The organism is Aurantimonas sp. 22II-16-19i (genome assembly GCF_002088275.1).
In the GTDB taxonomy this organism is placed as follows: Bacteria; Pseudomonadota; Alphaproteobacteria; order Rhizobiales; family Rhizobiaceae; genus Jiella.
Window position 1 is genome coordinate 121022 of the sequence record NZ_AQQS01000013.1, and the last position, 19095, is coordinate 140116.

Below are 19095 nucleotides of genomic sequence, written 5' to 3' on the forward strand. Positions count from 1 at the left end.
CCAGCCGGTCGCGGGGCTGGTTCTCGGCATGAGGCCGCGGGCCTTGCGAACGTGATCCGGATCCTCGGCGCGGCCGGTGGGCGCGTTCCATGCGACGACGCATCCGCCGCAACGCCCCTGCCGCTCAGCCGGGAACCGCGGGGCGCGGCCTCACTCCACCGTCACCCGGAGCGCCGCGGGCGCCGCCGCATCGGTCTGGTCGACGACCGCCACCGCATAGTCGCCGGCCCGCATGGGATAGAAGCTGAACGACACGGCGCCCGCCCCCTCGCACTGGATCGCCCGGAAGGACAGGCCCTGGAGATAGACCTCGATCGCATCGACGGTCAGGATGCGAAGATGCGCGTCCCGCAGCAGGATCGATGCGTCGAAGCTGAAGGCGGGGTCACCGCCCTCGCCGGCAACGCAGGCAAGGTTCAGGCGGTAGTAGCCACCCTTCTTCACGGTGATCGACCCGGTCGACAGCGCGATGCCCGCCTGCGACCGGCTCACCTCGACCTGGATGTCCTCCGGCGGCGTTCCGCCTGCCGGTTGCGCCGACGGCGCCGAGGCACTTGCAAGGAGGGCCAGGGCGGCGAGCGCGGCCCGGACTGGTCCGGCATTCATGGGATCTTCCTCTCTTCTGGAAATGGTTCGGCCCGGAGCATTCTGTCGCCGCGCCACCTCGCAGCGCCCCCCGGGGAGCCGGGCAGGATCGGCCGGCACATGCGCAAGCGCCGATCCCGCCCCCGGCACCGGCCGCGACCGGCGGCAGGCCCTGCGTTCACTTCGCCCCTTTACCCTCGACATAGCGCTTGAGCCCCTCGAGCCCGGTCGTCACATGGTCCGCCATGGCGGCGACGGCGGCCACGTCGGTCTGGCCTTCGGCGGGGAAGTTGCTGGTATCGGCGCGATAGAAGCGGCCGATCCATTGCACCGAGGTTTGGGTGTCGTCCGTGGCGGTGATCCTCAGCTTGTCGTTGAACGAGCTGACGGCAAGCGCATCCGGATTCGGCTCGTCCATCCGCCAGGCGACGACGCCGCGTTCCTTCGAGACGGCGTCGAGGGATTCGACGATGTCGCCGCCTTCGAGGGTCACCGTGCGGGTCTTGCCGTCGTCCCCGAGCCGCACCGCGCGCACCGCCGGATGCCATTTGGCGATCGAGCCGAAATCTTCGACCACCGTCCAGACGGCATCGAAGGGGGCGTCGATCACGACGGTCTCGTCGGTCTTCTGCGGGGTCGGCCCGTGAGCGCTGGCGGGAATCACCACGAAGGGGACGAGGCAGGCGGCGGCAAGGCCGCAGAGGAGCGTGCGTCGGAAGGGTTTCATCGTCGGATACCTCCAGGTCTCGGATGGGATGGATGGGGCCGCCGGCCGGTCGGGGCCGGGCGCCGGAAGGGCCGGCCGCCGGCGCCGAAGGCTGCGACCAGAAGCGCCAGCGCGGCGGCGCCGAAGAGCGGCGAGAGATCGCGCGGCGCCGGCATGACGTCGGCGCTCGTATGGCCGTCGAGGGCGGTCTCGATCGCGGCGAGGTCGCCGAGCGGGGCGTAGCCGAGACCGGCCTCGGCCGCGATCTCGCGCAGATAGTCCTCGCGCACGCTGGTCAGATGCTCGCTCGAGGTGGCAGCGAGATTGCCGACCGGATTGTTGCGCGGGTGGTAGTCCCCGCTGGTGCTCCCGGGCGTCACGATGCTGACCCGCGCGCCGGCGGCGATGTCCGGCAGGCTGTAGAAGCCGATCGCCCGGCCGGTCTCGTCGTATTTCGGGATGGGCACGAGCTTGGCGCCCCCCGCGCCGACGACGATGCCGGCGCTGGCTGCCGGATCGTCGGCGCGCCGTCGGCCGGCGAGCGGCAGGGGCGGCGCCTCGTGGCCGTCGGTGATGAAGACGAGATCGGCGCCGAGCCCGGCGACCAGTTCCTGGGCGGAGTTGAGGCCGCGCACGACGCGGCTGTCGCCCTCCCACGCCATCCGCCAGTCCAGCGCGGCGACGGCCTCGGCGAAAGGCGAGAAGTTCTCGCAGATCTCGACCGGCTCGATCAGCGGAAACGACCGGCGCTCGGTGAACAGGCCGAGGCCGAGCCGCGAGCCGCAGGGCAGACGCCGGGCGAGATCGGTGACCACCCGCTTGGCTTCGTCGAGGCGGCTGACGGCATCCGCACCCTCGCCATAGTCCCGCGCCGTCATGCTGCGCGTCAGGTCGATGACGACGACGAGATGGCGCAAGCGGCGCTCCTCGCTCGCAGAAAGCCCGAGCGCCGCGGCAAGCGCGCATGAGAAGGCGGCGAGGAGGAGCCAGAAGCCGGGCTTGCGGAGCGCCCCGGCGATCATGGCAGGCCTCGCGGAACGCCCGGCAGATCCGTCCAGACGTCCCGGGGCCGCTTGCCCTCCTCCTCCGGCTCGATCGCCGGCCGCGGGAAGACGCGGACGAGACGGCTGGCGAGATCGAAGTTGAACTTGACGTCGAAGTCCTCCGGCACGAGGCGCATCGCCCGGCGGTAGTCTTCCTGGGCGAGGCGGATGGTCACCGTCGCATCGTCGATCTCGTTCGCCTCGATGAGGTCGAAGGCGGCCCGCATGCGGGCATTGCCGAGGTCGGCGTGGAAGGCCGCTGCCGAGATGCGACCGTCGATCAACCGGAATTTCGGCGCGAAAGCCTCCGCTTCCGTGATCCTGCCGCGGGCGAGCCGTTCGGCGGCGGCGGCGCGCAGGAGCGGTCCGGGCGCTGCCTCGCGCAGCGGCACCGACTGCCCGCTCGCCAGGGCCCGGATGGCGTCATTGTCGCCGAGCGCCCGATGAAGCGCCAGCGACTGGACGACGGCGAAGATCGCGACCCCGAGCATGGCCGCGACGAAGGCCCCGGTGACCAGCCCGTCGCGCCGTGATCCTGCGACGGCTGCCGCGCCGCGCGCGATCCGTCCCGTTCCAATCCGCCCAGGCCTCATCGGCCCTGCCCCGTCGGGCGCATCGGCGCCAGCATCCGGGCCGAGGCCAACCGTTCCCGCTCGCCGAGCTTGGCCAGCACCAGCAGCAGGATCGCCAGGGCCGCGCCGGCATAGGCGAAGCGGCCGAGATCGCGCCGGGGAACGCGCTCCTCATAGAGGATCGGCCGGGCTTCCAGCGTGTCGATCTCGCCGATGGCGGCTTCCACGGCCTCGGGGTTGTCGGCCTCGAAGGCGCGATAGGGGACGCCAAGGCTCTGCAGGAACAGATGCAGATGCCGCTCCGGTCGGGCCTGGGGGGTATCGCGCTCCCCCGATTTCGGAACCTCGAAGATGCCCTTCGCCCCCTCGGTGCGCAGGAACAGCCAGTAGAGGTTCACCGGCTCGCGCCCGACGAGATCGCGCAACTCCGCCTGCACCTCCCGGCTGATCACCCCCGCCCCGTCGGAGACCAGGATGACGGCGCGCGAGGCCGCGGTGCTGGCGCCGTCGAACGCGCCGATCGCCAGGGCCAGGCCGCGGCCGACATTGGTCTGGGCAAGGCCGGGCTCTGCCATCGTGGCGATGGCCGCCTTCACGATCGGCCGGTGGTCGGTCAGGGGCACGGCGAGCATCGGCGAGGTCGAGAACATCGCGACGCCGAGACGGTCGTGCGGGCGCCGGTCGACGAAGTCCGACAGGAGGCGCCGCGCCGCCGTCGCTTTGGATTCCTCCGCCCCGTCCGGGCGGCGACCGGCGAAGCTGTTGTCCATCGAGGACGAGCGGTCGATCAGCAGCATCAGCTGGGCGCCCCGCCCTTCCTTCAGGATCCGGTGATCCGTCCGGTTGAGACCGGCAAGGCCGAGGAGAAGCAGGGCGATGGCGAGGGCGGCAAGGACCGGCAACAGGATCGAGACGGCCCGCGACGCGCCATCGAGCGGCGCCAAGGCGCGATGCGGATGGCCGACGGGCGCCAGCAACGGCGCGAAGAACGGCAGCGCCGCCAGAGGCAGGCCGAGGAGCCAGAGCGGGCTGTCGAGGGCGAGCGCGATCACGGCGCACCCGCCCGTTCGATGGCCGCGAGCCGCCGTGCCAGGAGGACCAGCGCCCTGCCCGGCAGGCTGGCTTCCGCCTGCCGCGCATCGCCGTCGAAGAAGAAGCGCCGCGAGGCGGCAAAGAAGGCCTCGAGGTCGCCGCGCAGGGCGGCAAAATGCGGCCGCGCCGCCAGGCACTCGCCGAGATCCGCCGCGACGACCCGCCGTCCGAATGCCGCGTCGAGCCCGCGATGCAGGGCGAGAAGCCGCTCGCCGTAGCCGGGCTCGGGGCGGCGCGCCCGCATGGCCCGCCACGCGGCGGCCAGCGGCCGCGACCGGCGCAGCCCGAACGGGCCGATGCCGCGATACCAGGCAAATCCCAGCGCCAGGACGAGGAACCCCGTCCAGGCGGCCGCCACGGTCCATTGCCGGCCGACCGTGTCGATCACCGCGAGCGGCTCGTCGGGTCGCATGGCGGCGGCGCTGGAGCGCGCCATGATCGGGCGGAGCGGCGACAGAACGACCTTCCAGGCGGGCAAGGTGAGGAGTTCGCTTCCCGCCCCGGGCGCCTCGCCGGACCAGAATGCCAGCGTCGCCCCGGGCATCGCGATCTCCTTGGGCTCCAAGGGGACGTAGAAGCTCTGATAGACGAGCGTCAGGTCGTGGCGGACGCCCCCGTCCACGACCTTGCTTTCGAGGCTCACCGACGAGAGTTCGGTGAACGCGTCGATCGGGCCGGTCTTGGGCAGCGACGCCGGATCGAGCACCCGCCCCGCCGGCGCCGTGATCTCGCCGCGCCAGACGAGGACGTCGCCGAGGAACCAGCCGACCTCGCGCGGCGGATCGGCCCTGATGACGATGTCGCCGTCCGCGGCGACGGCGCGGCCGCCTGGGAGGATGAAGGAGAGCGCGAAGCCGAACGCCATCGCCGCCGCAGATGCTCCCGCCCTGCTCATGGCTTCGCCCTTCTCATGCCCGTCCGACCCCGGACACCAGCCCCTCGAAGAGGCTGTCGACGTCGATCTGGCCGTCGACGAAGACCGGCAGGCATCCGGTGCGGGAAAACAGCCGGCCGAGTTCGGCGCGATGGGCCTCGGCGCGACGCCTCCACGTTGCGACCAGCGACTGGCGCATCAGGGCGATGGCGCGCGCGCCGGTTTCGAGGTCGTGCAGATGGACGAGCCCGAAGCGCCCATCGGGCTCGTCGGCGGCCGGATCGCCGAGGACGACCGGGCGGACATCGTGAAGCGCGAGCACGCCGAGAAGCGCTTCGGCTTCCTCGAGCGGCCACTGGAAGTCGGAGATCAGGAAGACCAGGCCCGGCTTCGTCGGCAGTTCCCGCGCCGCCTCGATCAGCGCGCGGCAGCCCCTCCCCGATGGCGCCAGCTCGGCCAGGGCCGCGGCGATCTCGGCCGGGGCGGAGGCCCGCCGCGTCGGCTGGAGGATCGGCGCCGGGTCCTCGTCTCCGCGGCCTGCCACGACCGCGACCCGGTCGCCGCCGCGCAGCACCGCCCGGGCAAGGCCCGCAGCGAGCGACAGGGCGACGGCATGGCGCGAGACGCTGCCGCGAAATCCCATCGAGCCCGAGCAGTCGACGAGCAGCGTCACGGTGCCGGCGGCGTCCTGGGCATGCTGCCGGATCCAGAGGACGCCGAAGGGATCGCTGAGCGACGCCCGAAGGTCGAGGCGCCGCAGGTCGGCATCGTCGCTCATCGCGCGCAGGCCGGCGAAACGCCCGAGGGAGCCCGGACTGCGGCTGGCATGATTGCCGGGCCGCGGCGAGGCGATCCGGTGGCGGATCGCATAGGCGAGACCGGCGAAGCGCTCGATCTCGGTATCGCCGGGGACTGCCTGCGTTTCCGTGGGGCCTTGCGAGACCATGGCTCAGGCCGGGATCGGAACGGCGTCGAACAGCGCGCGGGCGAGCGCCGGCGAGATCTCGTCCCGCCGCATCTCGTAGATCGGCGAGAAGAAGATGCGGTGGCCCATGACAACCGGGAACATCGCCCGCACGTCCTCCGGCACGACGCTGTCGCGCCCTTCCAGCCAGGCATTCGCCCGGGCCGCGCGCACCAGCGCCGACAGCCCCCGCGGGCTCGCCCCGCCGACGACGAGGCGCGCGGCGTCGACACCCTCGACCCGGATACCGTGGCCGCCGAGATCGCGCAGCACGTCCCACAGGCCGATCACATAGGCCTCGATGGCCGGGCTGGCGTGGATGCGCGCCTGGATCGCGGTGGCAAGCCCGGCGAGGCGGTCATAGGGAAGGATCGCCTCGCCGACCCCGGCGATCAGGGCGTCGACGTCGTGGAAGACCGGGTCGAAGACGAGGCGGCCGCGGGCTGCCCGCTCGGTGGGTGCGGCGATGCGGATTTCCATGAAGAAGCGGTCGCGCGCGGCGGCGGGCAGTTCGAAGGTCTCGTCACGCTCGACCTTGTTGCGATCGGCAAAGACCTGCAGATGGGGAAAGCGCATCTCGCGGCGAAACGCCGTCACGCTGCGCTCGGCCATCATCCGCAGGAGCAGCGCGTGGACCTGCGGGCGGGCGCGGTTGATCTCGTTGAAGAAGAACACCGCCAGCTCCTCGCCATGGGCGAGCGCCGGTCCGGGGTCCACCCTGGGGCGGCCGTCCTCGCCGATGAACGGGGTGTAGAGCATGTCGTTCGGCATCAGGTCGACGGTGCCTTCGATCCGCTCGTAGGGGCCACCCAGCGCTCGCGCGACGGTCCTGAGCAAGGTGGTCTTGCCGACGCCGACGTCGCCTTCGAGCAGCACGTGGCCGCGGCACACCATGGCGATGGTCATCAGCCTGACGGCGCGCTCCTGCCCGATGACGACGTTCGAGACGTCGGATTCGAAGGCCAGGGCCTTCGCCCGCCACTCGGCGAGATTGATGTTCGGGCTTTCGAGCACAGGCTGTCCCGCTCCGTCCGGATCGCGGCCGTCCGCCGGCGCCGATCCGCCGGAGGCCGGCGCGCGTCGCCACGCCAAAAACAGGTGCCCGCCGGAGCCATCCGCCGCTGGCTCGAGTTCCTTGGGAGGATCTTCGTCTGTGCGGAGAATGGGCCCCGGCAGGCCGGAACGGCCCCTGTTTGGGAGACAGGAACCGTCCGGTCTCGAAACTATTTCGCGCCGGAGCCGGCATCCTTGATCTTCGAGACGTCGAAGACGAATTCGCCGGTGTCCTTGAAATGCTTGACGCGCATGGCGTTGCGCTCGTCCATCGCCTTGATGGACTCCATCTGCTTGTTGAGCTCCATCGGGTCGTGCTTGGGGTCGTATTCGGACCCCGCGACCTTTTCCGGATAGCCGGGCTTGGGCTCCCAGCAGTTGCCCGGCGCCTTGCAGTTGGTGCCGTCATAGGCGAGCGCCGGCGCGGCGGCCATCGCACCGCCGAGACACAGGGCGAAACCAGCCAGGATGGTGAGATTGCGTCGCATGGTCTTTCCTCCTCTTGATCTATCGAAACCCGGCACGATCCTTCGATCGAGGCCGTTTCCGCCGTCTTCTAGTTGGTGCCGTGCTTGGGATCGTAGGGCTTGAAGTTCGCCCGCTGCTCCGGCGTCAGCCACTCGGCATTGGCGGGATCGCCGGTATAGAGATGCCGGACCCAGGCGATGACCTTGAGCATCTCGTCGAGGGTCAGGTTGCCGTATTGCGGGCCCATCATTCCCTGTGCCCCGCCATAGATCGTCTCGAAGAGCCCCTTGTCGGTGCTGTTCTTCGCATAGGTCCAGTAGTCGTCGTTGAGCCCGGGACCGATCTTGCCCTCGCCATTGTGGCCGTGGCAGCCGGAACAGGCCGTCAGATACAGGCTCTCGCCGTCTTTCAGGATGCTCGCATCGGCCGTGTAGATGACCTCGCCCGTGGCCAGGAAGTGCTTCACCGCCTCGGTGTCGCGGCCCTCTTCGGAGGCGAAGCTGAGATCGAGGGCGGTTCCTTCCACGGTGTGGTAGAGCTGGACCGCCGCGAAGGCCGACATCGTGGTCATGCCGACGAGGACCGCGGCGGACAGAGTTTTCAGCTTGTGCATGTTGCAATGCTTACCCGGCAACTAGTTGGTCTGATCTTCGAGCGGCAGGGTCGGAATGCCCTCTTCGTCGAGGATGGCCCCGATCTCGCCCTGGGCCTTTGCCAGCGCGTCGTCGATCTGGCCGAGCAGCGCTCCGTCGCCCTTGCGCACGCCGACGGACTGCGAATACTGCAGTTCCACCGTCTCGCCGTCGGAGCGCTCGACGTCGTTGGTGATCAGGGTGATGGCAAGGTCGCCGCCGGCCTCCTTGACGTAGCGGGCGACGTCGGGGGCGAAGGCGATGGCGAGGTCGGCGTTCTTGTCGCGCACTTCCTGCACCAGGCGGTCCGGGGGAACGTCGAGATACTGGTTGCGCCGCGACTTGAAGTTCACGAGGCCATAGAGATAGGCGAGGTTGTCCTCGTACTTGCCGGCATATTTCAGCATCGTCTCGGCGGGCGAGTAGAGCCGCGTCGCAAAGCGCGACAGGCCCTCGCCGCCGACATCCTGCCAGCGCGAGCCTGCGAACTCCCTTTCGGCACGGCTGACGAAGGCATAGGCCGTGCGGTAGTAGGGCCGCGAGGTCGCGAGCCGCTCGTCGCCGGTGTCGACGCCGATCACCACGTCGCAGGTCTTCTTGCTCAGCCCGTCCCGGACCAGATAGATCGCGGCGCGGTCGATCCACTCATATTCGAGCTTGCGCCCCATCGTCGCGGCGAGGACCTCGGCGATGCGGTTCTCGAAGCCGCTCTCGTCCTTCAAGGAATAGGGAGCCTCCTTGGCCGAGGCGCAGACCTTGAGGACATCGCCCTCGGATGTCGGGCTCGACCCTTCGGCCGTCGGCGGGACCGGGATCTGCCCGGTGTTCTCCGCGGCCCTGGCGGCGGATCCCGCCGCAGCGACGAGGGCGACGCTTGCGAGGGCGGTGAGGAAGCGGCGTTTGAGCGGGCTCGCCGACTGGGATGAAATCCTGGCGCTCATGGGGCACCTTCCGATCGAACAGATGGTTGCGGGGAATGCGGGGGAAGCGGGATCGCAGGGGGCGAATGCACCCTGCGATCCCCGGGCCATGGGCGTCAGCCGGGCTGGCGCGCCGATCCCTCGTTCGGAAGCGCGGCGTCCTTTTCGCCCGCCTTCGGAGCGTTCTCGCCGCTGGAGGGCTCGAACTCGCCCTTGTCGAGATCGTCGGTGTAGACGCTCTCGCCATCCAGCGAGAAGACCATCACCCCGCCGCCCATCTGGGTGTAGTTGGCGAGTTGCTTGAAGGCGCCGACGGCACCGAGACCCGCCGTCGGATCGTTGAGGTCGAAGACCAGGCCGACGCCCGGCCAGCCACCGACACCGTAGTAGATCGCGACATACTGCCGGCCGTCATGCTCGTAGGTCATCGGATGCCCGATGGCGCCGGAGGGCAGCTTGAACTTCCAGAGGAGCTCGCCCGTGTCGGAGTCGCGCGCCTTGATGAAGCCGTCGAGCGTTCCGTAGAACATCACGCCGCCGGCGGTGGCGAGCGTTCCGCCCCAGGCCGCGAAGCGCTCCATCACTTCCCACTTGAAGGTGTTGTTGATGGCGTCATAGGCCTTCACCTGGCCGAGGCCGAGATAGTTCTGCCGGTCGCCCTTCGGCCCGGGATACATGTTCAGCGTCGCTCCGACGAAGAACTGGCCGGCCCGGTAGGGCAGCATGAACGGCTCCCAGTCCATGCAGATGTGGTTGATGCCCATGAAGAAGGACTGGCGCTCCGGGTCGTAGGAGTCGTGTCCCTGGTTGTGGTAGCCCATGGCCGAGGGACAGATGTCGCGGCCGACATGGTCCATGCGGGTGCCGAATTCGGGGTCGCGCTTGGGGAGCCCCGAGTCGAGATCGACCTCGGTCACCCAGTTGACCGTGTCGTCGATCTTGTCGGCGGAGACGAGGTCGCCATTGGTGCGGTCGAGCGTATAGACGATGCCGTTGCGGTCGGGATGGGTCAGAAGCTTGCGCATCTCACCGTCCTTGTCCTTCTGCTCCGAGAGCATCATGACGTTGACGCCGGCATAGTCCCATTCGTCATGGGGCGTCTTCTGATAGCCGAAGCGGGCCATGCCGTCGTCGGGATCGCGGCCCCAGATCGTCATCGTCCACTTGTTGTCGCCCGGCCGCATGGTCTCGTTCCATGGCGCCGGATTGCCCGAACCGTAATAGAAGAGATCCTCGGCCGGATCATAGGCATACCAGCCCCAGTTGGTGCCGCCGCCGATCTTCCAGGCGTCGCCCTCCCAGGTCTCGAGGCCGAGATTCTTCTGGCCGTATTGCGGATTGGCGTCGTTGAAGTTCTCGCCGATGCGCACGTCCTCGTCGGAGCCGGTCGCATAGGCGCGCCACTGCTGCTCGCCGGTCTTCACGTCGTAAGCGGTGACGTAGCCGCGCACGCCGAGTTCCGCGCCGGACGAGCCGACCAGGACCTCGTCCTTGATGACGTAGGGTGCGATGGTCAGCGTCGAGCCGACCTTGATGTCGGAATTCTCCATCTCCCAGCGGGTCTCGCCGGTCTTGGCGTCGAGGGCGACGATGCGCCCGTCGAGCTGGGTGCGGAAGACGAGAGGTCCCGTCTCGTCGTCTCCCGGCCAGTAGGCCAGCCCCCGGTTGACGACGTCGCAGCAGGCCACGGCCCGCGCCGTCGGATCCTGCTTGGGCTTGTTCTGCCAGACGATCTTGCCCGGATCGTCGAGGCTGAGCGCGAAGGTCGTGTTGGGGAACGGCGAGTGGATGTACATCATCCCGTCGACCACCAGCGGCGTTCCCTCGTGTCCGTGCAGGACGCCGGTGGAGAACGACCAGGCCGGGCGCAGGTTCTTGACGTTCTCCTTGTCGATCTCGGTCGACTGGGAGAAGTTGCGGGCATCGTAGTCGCGCCCGGTCATCACCCAGTTCGCCGGATCCTTGGCGAGCTCGACCAGCTTGTCATTGGCCTGCACGGTCCCGCCGGCGGCAAGGACGAGCGAGGCAACCAATGCAAGCGTCGATGCCGAATACAGTAATTTCGTCATGTTCTTCCTCCCATGGCTTCTTCAGGAAAAGCCGATCATGCAACCCCGAAGTGGACTTGCGCTCTCTGCGTGGATTTTCCGGCAGCCCTCCCAGACTAGAGTTCGCAGTCTGCACGCCCCGCGAAGGTTGTCATTGGGAACGGCCCACCAAAAAACGGGAAGAAGTGCCCGTCGCTTTGTCGGAGTTTTCCAGTAGGCGATGAAGGGAAATTTCGTCAGGAAGGCATAAGGCGTCTGCCCGGAGCGAGGCGAGGAGCTCCGGACCAGGGCGCTGGGACGATGCCGTGCCTCGAGGCGGCGGCGTGATGAGGAGCGGATCGCGCCGCAGCAGTCGTGCGGCCGATCCCGGGAGGTTGCCGAGATGTCCAGCTCGCTTCGCGTGCCGGGTTGGAAGCCGTGGGATGACGGCATTCTGCTCGCCTTCGCCTTCGCTTTGGCCGTCGGACTGGCGGGCTGCGACGACGCCCCGGTCGCCCCGCGCGAGGAGGCCGAGCAAGCGCGGGAGAGCCCTGCCGCGCGCTGGCATGGGCTAACGGATCCGACCCCTATCCCGCTGTTTCTCGCGCGGATCGTGACCGGCCGCCACGACCTGCGCGCCGGTGATCCGGCAGTCGCGCCCTTTGCCGATGCTCTCGCAAAGGCCAGCCGGCACTACATCGAGACGGAGCGGATGATCGCCAACCGGCTGATCCAGGCCGGCGACCGGCTGGCCGAGCGCGGCACGGCGATCGAGCCCCTGCAGCTCCTCGACGATCTCGCGTTGCGCTCGGGCGACGACCGTCGCTCGTTCGGTACCGAAATCCACCACTATCTCAATCTTCGGGTCGAGGGGCTGGGCCACACCGCGGCCCTCGCCCGCCTTGACGGAGCCCTGGCCGCAGACGCGGCGGATGCCGCCAGGCCATGACGGCGACGCGCTCCCCAGGCGGCTTCCTCGGACGCCAGACCAGCCTGCAGGCCCGGATGACGGCGGGGCTGCTCTTGATCGGTCTCGGCGCGTGGATCGCCCTCACCCTCGTCATCGTCGTCAACGCCCGGATCGCGACCGGTCGCGAAGTCGAATCCTCGTTCCTGATCGCCGAGCGCTTCGTGCAGGAGCGCGCCGAGGCCCTTCAGAGTTCGGACCGCATCGAAGAAGACATCGCCGCGCTGATGGCGCAGCTGGCCGAGATGCGCCACGTTCGGGCGACGGTCGTGTTCGGGCCGCGCCATGGCGGCGAGAGCCCCCGTGCGTCGCCCGAGGATGCAAGGGATACGCGAGGGGGCGCGCCCGGCGACGAAGAACTCTCGGCGGAAGCTGCGGACGCGGACGATCCGGACGAGGAGGAGCGCGCGCCCGCGCTGTTCGCCAGCCTCATCAACTCCAGCGCGCTCCACACCTTCGTTCCGGTCACCCGCAACGACACCCGCCTCGCCACCATCGACCTGCGCTCCGACCCCTCGGACGAGATCGCCGAAGTGTGGGAGGATTTCCGCTTCGTGCTCCCGCTCACCATGATCTACGGATTTCTCGTCTCGGTGGTGGCGCTTCTCTATGTCCGGCGGGTCTTCCTGAAGCTCAAGCAGACTTCGACGGCGCTGATCGACCTCAAGGACGGCAATCTCGCCGCGCGGCTGCCGGAGGCGGGGTTCGCCGAATTCGCGCCGGTGACCGCCGGCTTCAACGAGCTGGCCGCCTCGCTGAACGCCAGGACGCGGTCGAACCAGCAGCTGGCCAACCGCCTCCTGACCGCCCACGAGGAAGAGCGCCGCCGCCTCGCCAACGACCTGCACGACGAGCTCGGTCCCAATCTCTTCTCGCTTCGCGTCCGCCTGTCGGAGCTGAAGCGCGCCATGGGAGACGAGCCCGCCACGAACCATCCCGCCCGGCGGTCCCTCGCCGAGCTGGAGAGCGGGATCGCCGACGTCCAGATGCTCCTGCGCCGCATCCTCTCGCGCCTCAAGCCGATGTCGATCGGCAGCGTTCCTCTCGCCGATTCGCTCCAGGCCCTTGTGTCCGAATATCGCCAGACCGCCCCCGAGGCGACAATCTGCCTCGCCGCCACCACCGCCTCCCTCAGCTTCGGCGAGGCCGTCGACCTCACCGTCTACCGCTTCGTCGGCGAGGGCATCCTCAACGCGCTGCGGCATGGCCGGGCCAGCACCATCGCGGTGGCGCTGCGCATTGAGACCGACGCCGCGGACGGCGTTCCGGTGCTCGCGGTCAGCGTCAGCGACGACGGCACCGGCCCCGCGGCAGACACCGCCGGCGGGATCGGGCTCAGTGCCGTGCGCGACCGGGTCGAGACGCTCGGCGGATCCCTCTGCGAGCCGGCGCGGCGGGACGGCACCACCGTCGTCGCCATCCGCATCCCGACGGTCGCCGGAAAGCCCGCCCGCATGACCTCCGTCACCGAAAGGACGCCGGCGTGAACATGGACGCCCGCGTGAACACGAGGACACCCCCATGCCGACGGCGCTGATCATCGACGACCATCCGATCGTCCTGCAGGGCTGCATCGAGACCATCAAGGCCCACGGTGCCTGCGAGGTCGTCGGCGCGAGCAGCCTTGCCGAGGGCTTCCGGGCCTATCGGCGCAGGCGCCCCGACATTCTCATCCTCGACCTGTCCTTCCGGGACAACGCCTTTGCCGGCCTGACATTCCTGCGGCGCTTCAGGGCCGTCGACGAGACGACCCCCGTCCTCGTCTTTTCGATGCACGACGACCCGACGATCGTCCGCAACGCCCTCAACCTCGGCGCCAACGGCTTCGTCCAGAAGGACGTCGCCCCCGAGACCATCGGCAGGGCCTTCGCCACCGTCATCGGCGGCGCATCCTTCCTGATGCCGGACATGGCGACGCGGGTGGCGTTGCTCAACCAGCCCCGCGCCAAGCCGGTGCTCGACCAGCTGAGCGCCCGCGAGATCGAGATCCTCGGCCTGATCAGTCGCGGCCGCGCCTATTCCGACGTCGCGGCCCATCTCGGCATCAGCTACAAGACCGTCGCCAACACCGCCTCCCAGCTGAAATCGAAGCTCGCCGCGCGCAGCCTGCCGGAACTCGTCGTCAAGGCGCTGCAGCTCCTGCATCCCGGCTGAGCCGCGCCGGCAGGGAGCCGGCGTTCGCCCCGCTCTCCGGCGACCGGCGGCCCCCGCCGACGACAGCCAAGCCGGTGGCGCCGAAGCGCCATTCCGGATCGCCTCGTCAGGCCGCGGCGCCCGGCCCGAAGGTCTCGACATGGATTCGGTCCTGCGGCACGCCGCCCGCCTCGAGGCCCGCGCCAATGTCCGCCAGGAAGCCGACGGGGCCGCACAGCATGTAGTGGGCATCCGGACCTGCCTCGAACGCGAGCAGATCGGCGGCGGTCAGCCGGCCCGCCGCGTCGAAGGCCGCAGATGCGAGATCCTCCTCGCGCGGCAGGCTGTAGAAGATCTTGCGCCGGACGGTCCGGCCGCCCGCCACAAGTCCGTCGACCTCCGACCGGAAGCCGTGGGCCGCCCCGTCGCGCGTGGCGTGGACGAAAAAGATCCGGCGAGCGGAATTCTCGGCGACCGCGGCATGCAGCATCGCGAGCATCGGCGTGATGCCGACGCCGGCACTGACCAGCACCAGCGGGCCATCGCCCCGGGGCATGACGAAGTCGCCCGAAGGCAAGCGGGCGTCGATCAGGTCGCCGACGGCGACGTGGTCGTGCAGGAAGCGCGAGGCCGTCCCCCGCTCCTCGCGCTTGACGGTGATCCGATAGGTTTCGGCGAAGGGCGATCCCGACAGGGAATAGCTCCGCCTGACCCGCGCCGGCTGGCCGGGGATCTGCAGCTCGATCGGCAGATGCTGGCCGGCCTCGAAAGGCTGCAGCGCCGCCGCATCGGCATCGGCCAGATGGAAGGAGACCACATCGCGGCTTTCCACCACCTTGTCGACGACCCGCAGACGGAGGTGGTCGTCACCGTCCTCGCGCCATCTGAGGGCGAGCGCGGACGGACGGTCGACGACCTTGTCGACGCTGACCACGATCATCCGCCGCGCGTCGGCATCGTGGCTTTCCCTCGGCGCCCAGTCGATCCGGGCCCGACCGGTGATCTGCAGCATGCCCCCGGTCGCAAAGTCGACGAACAGGAGGCCGACCCGCGGGTCGCGGGCGAGATTGCCGATCGTGTTGAAGAAGTTGTTGCCCGCATAGTCGGGGATGTGCAGCGTCCCGTCCTCGGCCACCCGGACGAAGCCGGGCTCGCCGCCGCGATGGGAGGCATCGTAGCCGTCCGACCGGCCCCCCTCGCCCGACGTGAAGCCCGAGCCGATGAAGAAGGTATCGGCGCGCGCGATGCGCCGCTCCTGGTCCGCGTCCAGTCCGGCCGAAACGCGGGCCTCCGGCACCGACCCCGGCTCCACCCGGCGCCATTCGCGTTCCCGGATGTATTGCGGGCAATTGCCGAAGCTCTGCCGCACCTCGACGGCAAAGGCTCCACCATCCGGACGCAGGACGCCGTTCATCCGGTTGCGCCGCCTCGTCCCCAGCTCGATCCCGAGGATGCCGATGGCGGCCCCTTCGGTGAACGTGCCGGCGAGCGGATCCTCGGCCCCGAGGGACGCCGCAACCGTCAGGCTGCGCGGATCGGGCGAGGCGAGAAATCCGTCCGGCCCCTCCATGATCGTGACCCAGGGGCGGCCGGCCTCGTCGCCGCCGGCGACGACGATGAAGGGGAGCGCGGCGAAGAACGCCCGGTGCTGCTCGGGCATCTCGGCCCGGATGAAGCCGCCGATCGAGGCTGCGATCGCCTCCACTCCGGCGTGGCGCTGCGCCTCGATCTCCCCGGCGTGGAACGTTGCGGAAGCAATTGTCATGACAGGCCACCTTTCGTCGCCATGCCGGGCGGGGCTGGCGGGCACACGGGAGGATGAGGCATGCGGATGATCAGGCGGGCGCCCGGCTCAGGTGAGGTCTGGCGAGCGGGCCATGCCGACGAAGTCCGGCAAGGCCTCGACGCGGGCGAGCCAGGCCCGCACGTTGGGGGCATCGGCGAGGCTGACGCCGCCTTCCGGCGCATGGGCGACATAGCTGTAGGCGGCGATGTCGGCGAGCGTCGGCCTGTCGGCGGCCAGCCACTCCCGCCCATCCAGATGCGCCTCCATCATGCCGAGGAGCGTCTGCGCGATCGCCTTCGCCGCCGCGTGGTCGAGCGACGCGCCGAAGACCGTGACGAGGCGCGCCGCGGCCGGCCCCCGCGCGATTTCGCCGGCAGCGATGGAGAGCCAGCGTTGCACCTCGGCCTTCTCGAAGGGATCACGGCCCGTCCACAGGTCGGCGTCGCCATAACGCTCGGCGAGATAGGTGATGATGGCGTTGGAATCGGAGAGGGTGAAACCGGCGTCGTCGATCGCGGGGACCTGCCCGAGCGGGCTGATCGACAGATAGTCCGGCGCCTTGTGGGCGCCCTTCGCCATGTCGAGATCGACGGTCTCATAGGGGATGGCGAGCAGCGAAAGCATCAGCTGGACCCGGTGGCAGTGACCCGACTTCGGGGTCCAGTAGAGCCTCACGGGAGCATGCGAGTGGTCACGGGTGTGGGACATGATGGGACGATCCGATCCGTTGCGAGAGAGGGATGGCCGATCCGCCGGTGAAGCGACGGCTCGACCATGCCCGCAACGTAGCGATCTTCTCTGGCCGCAATAATGACCTCTTCCAGAAGAACACTATTTCATAAACCGCAGCAATCGAGGGTGACATGGACCGCTTGCAGGCCCTGAAGATGTTCGTGGCCGTGGCCGAGGCCGAGAGCTTCGCCGCCGGCGCCCGGACCGCCGGCCTCAGCGCCGCCTCCGCCACCCGGGGCATCAATTCGCTGGAGACGGTTCTCGGCGCGCAGCTCTTCACCCGCACGACGCGGCAGGTGCGGCTGACCGATGTGGGGCGGGCCTATCTCGAAGAGGTCCGGGAGATCCTCGCGCAGTTGCAGGATGCCGACGATGCCGCATCCGGCGCAGCGGGCAGCCCAGCCGGCAGGCTGCGCATCACCAGTCCGCAGGAGTTCGGCCGGATCCATCTCTCGCCCGTCCTGACAAATTTCCTCGACCGCTTCCCCGGTGTCAGCGCCGACGTCTTGATGGTCGACCGCATCGTGAACCTCGTCGAGGAGGGCTTCGACATCGCCGTCCGCATCGGGCCGATGCCGTCGTCGGGCCTGACCGCCGTCCGGGTCGGGCAAGTCCGCCGCGTGGTCTGCGGATCGCCGGGCTATTTCGCCCGGTACGGCCATCCCGAACATCCGCGCGACCTCGCCGCCCACAGGGTCGTTTCGGCAGCGCCCGCAACGCCATCGCGGGACTGGCGGTTCGGTCGCGACGGAGAGACGGTGGTCAAGGTCGAGCCGCAACTGACCGTCAGCAGCCTCGCCGCGGCCATCGAGATCGCGCGGCGCGGCTGGGGCCTCTGCCGCGTCCTCTCCTATCAGGTCGACAGGGACGTCGCCGACGGTACCCTGGAGACCGTCCTCCGGGAGGCCGAGCCGGAGCCGCTGCCGATCCATCTGGTGCATGTGGAGGGCCGCCGGGCGGCGGCCAAGGTCCGCACGTTCATCGAGTTCGCTGCGGAGCAGCTGCGCGGTGTGCCGGCGCTGAAGGCCTGACGCCGGCCGGGAGCCGCGAGACAGACCATCGTCCACGCCAGCCTCGAGCGCCTCGGCGGCCCCGCCTCGTCCCGCTGCTGAACGCAGGTCCGACGAGGCCCCCGCCGCAATGCCGGTCTGCGAGCCCTCGCACGCTGTGGACGGCTCGGGAGGCGGGGCCGATCCGCGCTCTTGCATCATGCCCGGCGGGACATCGCCGGACCGGCCACCCCGGCGCTGCCGGCAGGAGGCGCGCGATCGCGCGCCGGAGCGTCTGCGGCCGCGCCGAATCGCCGCCGGCCGCGAATCACCCGAGCGGCCCGGCGGTGAGACCTCCGCCACGAGCCCGCACGCACCGGTCCTTGCCGCCGGCACCGATGCCGACGTCGCACCGTCAACGAAATCAATGCTTTGCGGAGGATCTTCGCTTTGACGAGGAGCGGCCCGGGGACTTGCGGCAAAAAACTCGGACGAATCGCCCCTGCCCCCTTTTCATTCATCCAACTGTCGCATACATAGCGCTCACGGGCGACGCGGAAACGCGCCGTTGGTGACGCGGGGTGGAGCAGCCCGGTAGCTCGTCAGGCTCATAACCTGAAGGTCAGAGGTTCAAATCCTCTCCCCGCAACCAAAACGACGATAGTCTGTCATGCAGATCAGCCGCCTTTCGGGGCGGCTTTTTTGCGTCCACATGTCCGAAGATGCGGGGCCTTGGGACAGCTCCCTAGGGTCCTTTGTGCTATCCGCGTCCTCGCGTGCCCCATCCGGCGGCCGAGTTGCGGCCAGGGACTCTCCATCCGAACGCCTGGTGCGCTCCCTCGCCATCGGGCGGAGACACCGGGATCCGCTCCGCTCGCCCCGTGTCGTCTCGGGCAGGTGCTTCGCGAACCCCGGCAAGCTCCTCCGAAAGGCCTCTGCGCGACGCGGGGGCCTTACGCGGACGATCGAGTAAATCGGATGAGGTCCTGCTCTCCGCGGCATTGTTCAGAGAGCCGATCTTCCGGCTGAAACGTCTGGTGCGGATGCTCTGTTCTGTCTCGTTCGGCCGCGCGATGGGGACGGCGCCTCTGTGCGGTGGTGTCGACCGGGGCCGTGGTCGTGGCTCCTGACGGAGTTGTTGTCGGCGCTGGTGTTCGGTTGTTCTGGAAGGTTTGCAGCTCGCGGCGCGCCGAGGCGCGCGAGATCGGCCGGAGCGGTCGCGCCGATGATAATAGCGGCGGGGGGCGCGCCAGGCGGTGAGCCGGGAAGTCCGGTGCGGATGCAGGAGCCGAAGGCAGGCCGGGATCTGCCGCGAGCCCGGCAGCCGGACGGCTCATTGCAATTCGAGCAGAGCGGCCGCACGGCGTTGCTTGCTCATGCGCCCGGTCCGGCCTTGCACAGGTTGTCCGCTGGCGGTGGCCAGCCCCCTTCGGCGGGACGTGAGGTTTTCCGGCCCGACCTCTGCTTCACGCGTGGTGCGATAGCGCGCCTGTCTTACAGGGGCCGTCTCACGTCCTGCAGTTCGTTTGACGTGATTCCGTGATTCCGTGAG

Annotated in this window: 17 protein-coding genes, 1 tRNA gene and 1 pseudogene; 5 read left to right on the forward strand and 14 right to left on the reverse strand. The window is 69.3% G+C overall.

Annotated features, from left to right (window positions below):
• Positions 1-150 precede the first annotated feature (150 nt).
• From ATO4_RS12625 to ATO4_RS12675, 12 genes and pseudogenes are all read right to left on the reverse strand, one after another.
• Complete coding sequence (locus tag ATO4_RS12625) at positions 151-606, reverse strand: hypothetical protein (protein WP_083591873.1); 456 nt, start codon at positions 604-606, stop codon at positions 151-153.
• Positions 607-763: 157 nt separating this feature from the next.
• A complete protein-coding gene (locus tag ATO4_RS12630) occupies positions 764-1312 on the reverse strand; it encodes an SRPBCC family protein (protein WP_083591874.1) in 549 nt (182 codons plus the stop codon).
• Entirely contained in the window at positions 1309-2313 is a 1005-nt protein-coding gene (locus tag ATO4_RS12635) for a vWA domain-containing protein (RefSeq protein WP_083591875.1), read from the reverse strand. The genes ATO4_RS12630 and ATO4_RS12635 overlap by 4 nt, the downstream gene beginning before the upstream one ends.
• The gene (locus ATO4_RS12640) at positions 2310-2927 is read right to left on the reverse strand and encodes a hypothetical protein (RefSeq protein WP_083591876.1); all 618 of its coding nucleotides are present in this window, start codon (positions 2925-2927) and stop codon (positions 2310-2312) included. The genes ATO4_RS12635 and ATO4_RS12640 overlap by 4 nt, the downstream gene beginning before the upstream one ends.
• Positions 2924-3958, reverse strand: a complete 1035-nt coding sequence (locus ATO4_RS12645) for a VWA domain-containing protein (RefSeq protein WP_348626464.1) — start codon at positions 3956-3958, stop codon at positions 2924-2926. Before ATO4_RS12645 ends, ATO4_RS12640 begins: the two co-directional genes overlap by 4 nt.
• Positions 3955-4893: a nonribosomal peptide synthetase MxaA gene (locus ATO4_RS28390; protein ID WP_176222967.1), complete on the reverse strand. Its 939-nt coding sequence runs from the start codon at positions 4891-4893 to the stop codon at positions 3955-3957. The genes ATO4_RS12645 and ATO4_RS28390 overlap by 4 nt, the downstream gene beginning before the upstream one ends.
• A gap of 13 nt (positions 4894-4906) precedes the next feature.
• Positions 4907-5818, reverse strand: a complete 912-nt coding sequence (locus ATO4_RS12650) for a DUF58 domain-containing protein (RefSeq protein ID WP_083591878.1) — start codon at positions 5816-5818, stop codon at positions 4907-4909.
• A 3-nt stretch (positions 5819-5821) separates the two neighbouring features.
• Positions 5822-6850, reverse strand: a complete 1029-nt coding sequence (locus ATO4_RS12655) for a MoxR family ATPase (RefSeq protein WP_245308721.1) — start codon at positions 6848-6850, stop codon at positions 5822-5824.
• A 209-nt stretch (positions 6851-7059) separates the two neighbouring features.
• A complete protein-coding gene (locus ATO4_RS12660) occupies positions 7060-7377 on the reverse strand; it encodes a methanol dehydrogenase [cytochrome c] subunit (RefSeq protein ID WP_083591879.1) in 318 nt (105 codons plus the stop codon).
• 68 nt (positions 7378-7445) lie between these two features.
• Positions 7446-7970, reverse strand: coding sequence for a cytochrome c(L), periplasmic (moxG, locus tag ATO4_RS12665; RefSeq protein WP_083591880.1), 525 nt, complete (start codon positions 7968-7970; stop codon positions 7446-7448).
• Between the two features lie 21 nt (positions 7971-7991).
• Positions 7992-8930: a methanol oxidation system protein MoxJ gene (gene moxJ, locus ATO4_RS12670; RefSeq protein WP_083591881.1), complete on the reverse strand. Its 939-nt coding sequence runs from the start codon at positions 8928-8930 to the stop codon at positions 7992-7994.
• A gap of 170 nt (positions 8931-9100) precedes the next feature.
• A pseudogene (locus ATO4_RS12675) lies at positions 9101-10978 on the reverse strand (methanol/ethanol family PQQ-dependent dehydrogenase); the annotation flags it as partial.
• Between the two features lie 361 nt (positions 10979-11339).
• Between ATO4_RS12675 and ATO4_RS12680 the strand changes: the two are divergent.
• From ATO4_RS12680 to ATO4_RS12690, 3 genes are read left to right on the forward strand one after another with little or no spacing between them, the layout of a single operon-like run.
• Positions 11340-11885, forward strand: a complete 546-nt coding sequence (locus tag ATO4_RS12680; RefSeq protein WP_083591883.1) for a hypothetical protein — start codon at positions 11340-11342, stop codon at positions 11883-11885.
• Positions 11882-13390: a histidine kinase gene (locus ATO4_RS12685; protein ID WP_083591884.1), complete on the forward strand. Its 1509-nt coding sequence runs from the start codon at positions 11882-11884 to the stop codon at positions 13388-13390. Before ATO4_RS12680 ends, ATO4_RS12685 begins: the two co-directional genes overlap by 4 nt.
• Before the next feature lie 34 nt (positions 13391-13424).
• Positions 13425-14057: a response regulator transcription factor gene (locus tag ATO4_RS12690; RefSeq protein ID WP_083591885.1), complete on the forward strand. Its 633-nt coding sequence runs from the start codon at positions 13425-13427 to the stop codon at positions 14055-14057.
• A gap of 106 nt (positions 14058-14163) precedes the next feature.
• On the opposite strand, the gene ATO4_RS12695 is transcribed toward ATO4_RS12690, so the two are convergent.
• Together ATO4_RS12695 and ATO4_RS12700 are read right to left on the reverse strand one after the other, a co-directional pair.
• Positions 14164-15801, reverse strand: coding sequence for a pyridoxamine 5'-phosphate oxidase family protein (locus tag ATO4_RS12695; protein WP_083591886.1), 1638 nt, complete (start codon positions 15799-15801; stop codon positions 14164-14166).
• Between the two features lie 87 nt (positions 15802-15888).
• Complete coding sequence (locus ATO4_RS12700) at positions 15889-16530, reverse strand: glutathione S-transferase (protein ID WP_083591887.1); 642 nt, start codon at positions 16528-16530, stop codon at positions 15889-15891.
• A 155-nt stretch (positions 16531-16685) separates the two neighbouring features.
• Between ATO4_RS12700 and ATO4_RS12705 the strand changes: the two genes are divergently transcribed.
• Together ATO4_RS12705 and ATO4_RS12710 are read left to right on the forward strand one after the other, a co-directional pair.
• Positions 16686-17585 (forward strand): LysR family transcriptional regulator, encoded by a 900-nt coding sequence (locus ATO4_RS12705; protein ID WP_083591888.1) that lies wholly within the window; start codon positions 16686-16688, stop codon positions 17583-17585.
• 533 nt (positions 17586-18118) lie between these two features.
• Positions 18119-18195, forward strand: a tRNA-Met gene (locus ATO4_RS12710).
• Positions 18196-19095 lie beyond the last annotated feature (900 nt).